Raw genomic sequence first — 4,007 nt, forward strand, 5'->3', positions numbered from 1 at the left:
CCCTCCTCGCGGGCGCGGCCGGCGGCGTGTTCCAGGAGGGCCCGGCCCACGCCCCGGCGGGCGGCGCGCGGGTGCACCGAGACCTGCTCGACGTGCAGCGCGCCGTCGACGGGCTCGGCCAGCAGATACCCGGCGGGCCGGCCCGTGCCGTCGGCGGCGACCCAGCACCGGCCCGCCCGCCGGTAGCGTTCCAGCATCCCCAGCGAGGGCGGCTCGTCGTCGGCGATCTCCGCCATGCCGACGTCGCGGAAGGGGGCACCGGCGGCCCGTTCGATGTCCTGGAGGGCGGGCAGGTCGCCGGGGGCGGCGGGACGGATGCGCATGCGCCGAGTATCGGCCGCCCGGGCCCCGCGCGTCCCCGGGATTTCAGGCCCCGGTGGCGTCCAGGCCGTCGGCGGCCTGGTTCACCGGCCGGGGGACGCCGTCGCGGTCGATGAGGAACAGCGGGACTCCGAGGGCGTCGCCGCGGGCGCGGGCGCCGTCGGCGTGTCCGGCGCGGGAGAAGTGGACGCCCCGCCGGGACTCGGCCAGCGCCGCCAGCCACAGGCATTCCACGTCCCGTTCCGTCGCGGGCAGCGCCGCCGGGTCGACCTGGGCGAGGACGCCGTGGCCCCGCAGCCACACGCCGGACGGCAGGCGGTGCCCCGTCCGGCGCAGGTCCCGGTACCCGAGGCGGCGCAGGTACCGCTCGGCCGCCGCCACCGCGTCCCGCACCAGCCCGTCCGGTGCCGCGGCCGTCCGGTCCTCCGCCACCGGGATCCGCAGCGACGTCCCGCAGGGGCAGCCCAGTTCGGGCCGCGGCCACTCGCCGGGCAGGCCGCAGGCGGCGCACCGCACGGTGACCCACTCCTCCTGCCAGGCCCGGTGCGCCACGGGGACGGCGGGCCGGTGCCGGTCCAGGGGCGGCGCGACGGGGGCGCCGCAGGCGCAGGGATACGACGGGAGCGTGTATCGGTGCGCCCGGCGGCAGACCGGACAGCGCACCGTCAGGTACTCGGACATGGCCACCCCGTTCCCGGACCGTCCCCCGGGTCCGGCACCTCATGGTCCCCATCGTCCTCCCTCGGCCGCCCGCCTGTCCGCCACTTGGGGCCACCGCCGGCCGCCGGCCCGTGCCGGGCCGCCCGGCGGCGGGCGCATCCGTCCCGGCCCGGCCCCCTTGTTCTCTTGACGGGCTTCGTCCAGCCGCCCTACATTCATTCCAGATAGCAGAAGAAGATTTCCGCATGATGGAAAACAGGCGGAAGTCGAGCAGGTTCCCACCGGAGGAGCTCACCGCGGGGCGCGACGGGAGTGCGAATCCGACGGCCGAAGCAGGAGTACTCCATGGCTCGAATGACCGCTGTCCGCGCGGCAGTTGAGATCCTCAAGCGCGAGGGCGTCACCGACGCGTTCGGTGTTCCCGGCGCGGCGATCAACCCCTTCTACGCGGCGCTCAAGGCATCCGGCGGCATCACCCACACCCTTGCCCGCCATGTGGAGGGCGCCTCGCACATGGCCGAGGGCTACACCCGCACCCGGCCCGGCAACATCGGTGTCTGCATCGGCACCTCCGGCCCCGCCGGCACCGACATGATCACCGGCCTGTACTCCGCGACCGGCGACTCCGTGCCGATCCTGTGCATCACCGGCCAGGCCCCGACCGCGGTGATCCACAAGGAGGACTTCCAGGCCGTCGACATCGCCTCGATCGCCGCGCCCGTCACCAAGATGGCGGTCACCGTGCTGGAGGCGGCCCAGGTGCCGGGCGTCTTCCAGCAGGCGTTCCACCTGATGCGCTCCGGACGGCCCGGCCCCGTGCTGATCGACCTGCCGATCGACGTCCAGCAGACGGAGATCGAGTTCGACCCCGACACCTACGAGCCGCTGCCGGTCTACCGCCCCGCCGCCTCCCGCGCCCAGATCGAGAAGGCCCTTGCCCTGCTGAACGCGGCCGAGCGTCCGCTGATCGTCGCGGGCGGCGGCGTCATCAGCGCGGACGCCGCCGACCTCCTCGTCCAGTTCGCCGAACTGACCGGCGTGCCCGTCGTGCCCACCCTCATGGGCTGGGGCGTCATCCCCGACGACCACGAGCTCAACGCCGGCATGGTCGGCCTCCAGACCGCGCACCGCTACGGCAACGCGACCTTCCTGGAGTCCGACTTCGTGCTCGGCATCGGCAACCGCTGGGCCAACCGCCACACCGGGCGCATCGACGTCTACACGGCCGGCCGCACCTTCGTCCACGTCGACGTCGAACCCACCCAGATCGGCCGCATCTTCGCCCCGGACTACGGCATCGCCTCCGACGCCCGTGCCGCGCTGGAGCTGTTCGTCGAGACCGCGAAGGAGCTCCGCGCGGAGGGCGGGCTGCCCGACCGCACCGCCTGGGCGGCGGCCGCTCAGCACCGCCGGGCCACCCTCCAGCGGCGGACGCACTTCGACGACGTCCCCATCAAGCCGCAGCGCGTCTACGAGGAGATGAACCGCGCCTTCGGCCCGGAGACCCGCTACGTCTCCACGATCGGCCTCTCCCAGATCGCGGGCGCCCAGCTGCTGCACGTCCACCGGCCCCGGCACTGGATCAACTGCGGCCAGGCCGGCCCGCTGGGCTGGACGGTCCCCGCCGCGCTGGGCGTGGCCAAGGCCGACCCCGGCGCGCAGGTGGTGGCCCTCTCCGGCGACTACGACTTCCAGTTCATGATCGAGGAGCTCGCGGTCGGCGCGCAGCACCGCATCCCCTACGTCCACGTCCTGGTCAACAACGCCTACCTGGGCCTGATCCGCCAGGCGCAGCGGGCCTTCGACATCGACTTCCAGGTCAACCTGGAGTTCGAGAACATCAACAGCCCCGAGCTGGGCGTCTACGGCGTCGACCACGTCAAGGTCGCGGAGGGCCTGGGCTGCAAGGCGATCCGGGTGACCGACCCCGGTGAACTGGGCGCGGCCTTCGAGCAGGCGAAGAAGCTCGCGGCGGAACACCGCGTCCCGGTGATCGTGGAGGCGATCCTGGAACGCGTCACGAACATCGCGATGTCGACGACGAACGACATCAGCGACGTCGCCGAGTTCGAACCCCTCGCGACGGAACCGGGCCACGCACCGACGGCGGTCAGGCCCCTCGAGGTCTGACCACCGCATGGCAGGGGCGGCCCGGGCATGAGCGGCCCGCCCCTGCCGACGGCAGCGGTCCCGTGCTCAGTGCGCCGTCTGGCCGGTCGATCGGGCAGAGCTCCTGAAGCGGTAGTGGAAGACCGTGTTGTCCTTGACGTTGGTGGCGATCACCGTCCACTTGCCGGCCGTCGTCAGCGTGTAGTCGCTCTGGCAGTAGTTGAGGGTGAACGATCCCTTCGAAGGGACGTACTTGTAGAAGCAGACCCTGACGTAGCGGTTCGTGTTGGACCTGAGGTTGATGTCGCCGCACCTGCTGGTCGTCGCGTAGTAGTGGCCGGCATGTGGAAGAGTGCCGACCGACTTCGGCTTCGAGTAGTCGATCGCTCCGCCGTAACAGGTGGCGGCGCTGGCGGTCGAGCCGCTGTAGACGAGTCCCGTGCCGGCGATCGCGGCAACCATGGCCATAGCGCCGAGACGCTTGCGGATGTTCATGAACGTTTCGCCCCCGTGGGTCCGGTGAGTCCTGTCGGTGCCTCACGATGGCGTGGCCGGCGGTTCCGCGGAACCTCGAAATGTATAGGTCGGGTGGTGCGCGCGCCGTGTTGACGGCACAGCCGCTGCACGGGCGTCTCCGTCCCCCTCACCCCCGCCGCAGCCACTGCCGCCCCCGGCCCCACCGCCCCCGCCAGTCCGGTCCTCAGCGTGTCCACAGCCCACCGGACGTCCGGGGCGCGACCTAGACTCCCGTACGTGGCACGGCTCTTGCAGCCGTCGGTACACCGCGCTCTCCAAGCACCGAATCCGTTCGGCGCGGGTCACGGTGCCCGGCCGGCCGTCCGCGGGAGCCGGCGGTGCCCCGGCCGGCGGGAGCGCGGTCAGTCCCCCGCGCGCGCCCGCGCACTGCCCGGACCGTC

Annotated in this window: 4 protein-coding genes; 1 reads left to right on the plus strand and 3 read right to left on the minus strand. The window is 72.7% G+C overall.

From position 1 onward, the window contains the following. Positions 1-323 (minus strand): GNAT family N-acetyltransferase (locus G3I53_RS11050; RefSeq protein WP_164438287.1); only part of this gene is annotated, 323 nt, incomplete at its 3' end. Between the two features lie 43 nt (positions 324-366). Further along, on the minus strand, positions 367-1,002 hold the full coding sequence (locus G3I53_RS11055) for a hypothetical protein (protein ID WP_164438288.1): 636 nt from the start codon (positions 1,000-1,002) through the stop codon (positions 367-369). A gap of 324 nt (positions 1,003-1,326) precedes the next feature. Between G3I53_RS11055 and gcl the strand changes: the two genes are divergently transcribed. Beyond that, positions 1,327-3,111: a glyoxylate carboligase gene (gcl, locus tag G3I53_RS11060; RefSeq protein ID WP_164338889.1), complete on the plus strand. Its 1,785-nt coding sequence runs from the start codon at positions 1,327-1,329 to the stop codon at positions 3,109-3,111. Between the two features lie 66 nt (positions 3,112-3,177). Here gcl and G3I53_RS11065 read toward each other — a convergent pair whose 3' ends face one another. Next, positions 3,178-3,552 carry a hypothetical protein gene (locus G3I53_RS11065; protein ID WP_164438289.1) on the minus strand — a complete coding sequence of 125 codons (375 nt, stop codon included), beginning with the start codon at positions 3,550-3,552 and terminating at the stop codon, positions 3,178-3,180. Between the last annotated feature and the right edge of the window lie 455 nt (positions 3,553-4,007).

Source organism: Streptomyces sp. SID14436, assembly GCF_010548465.1.
Lineage (GTDB): Bacteria > Actinomycetota > Actinomycetes > Streptomycetales > Streptomycetaceae > Streptomyces.

Excerpts from the sequence above, each read along its gene's own strand:
- G3I53_RS11065 (WP_164438289.1), bottom strand. The coding sequence starts at position 3,552 with ATGGTTGCCGCGATCGCCGGCACGGGACTCGTCTACAGCGGCTCGACC.
- G3I53_RS11055 (WP_164438288.1), bottom strand. The coding sequence starts at position 1,002 with ATGTCCGAGTACCTGACGGTGCGCTGTCCGGTCTGCCGCCGGGCGCAC.
- gcl (WP_164338889.1), top strand. The coding sequence starts at position 1,327 with ATGGCTCGAATGACCGCTGTCCGCGCGGCAGTTGAGATCCTCAAGCGC.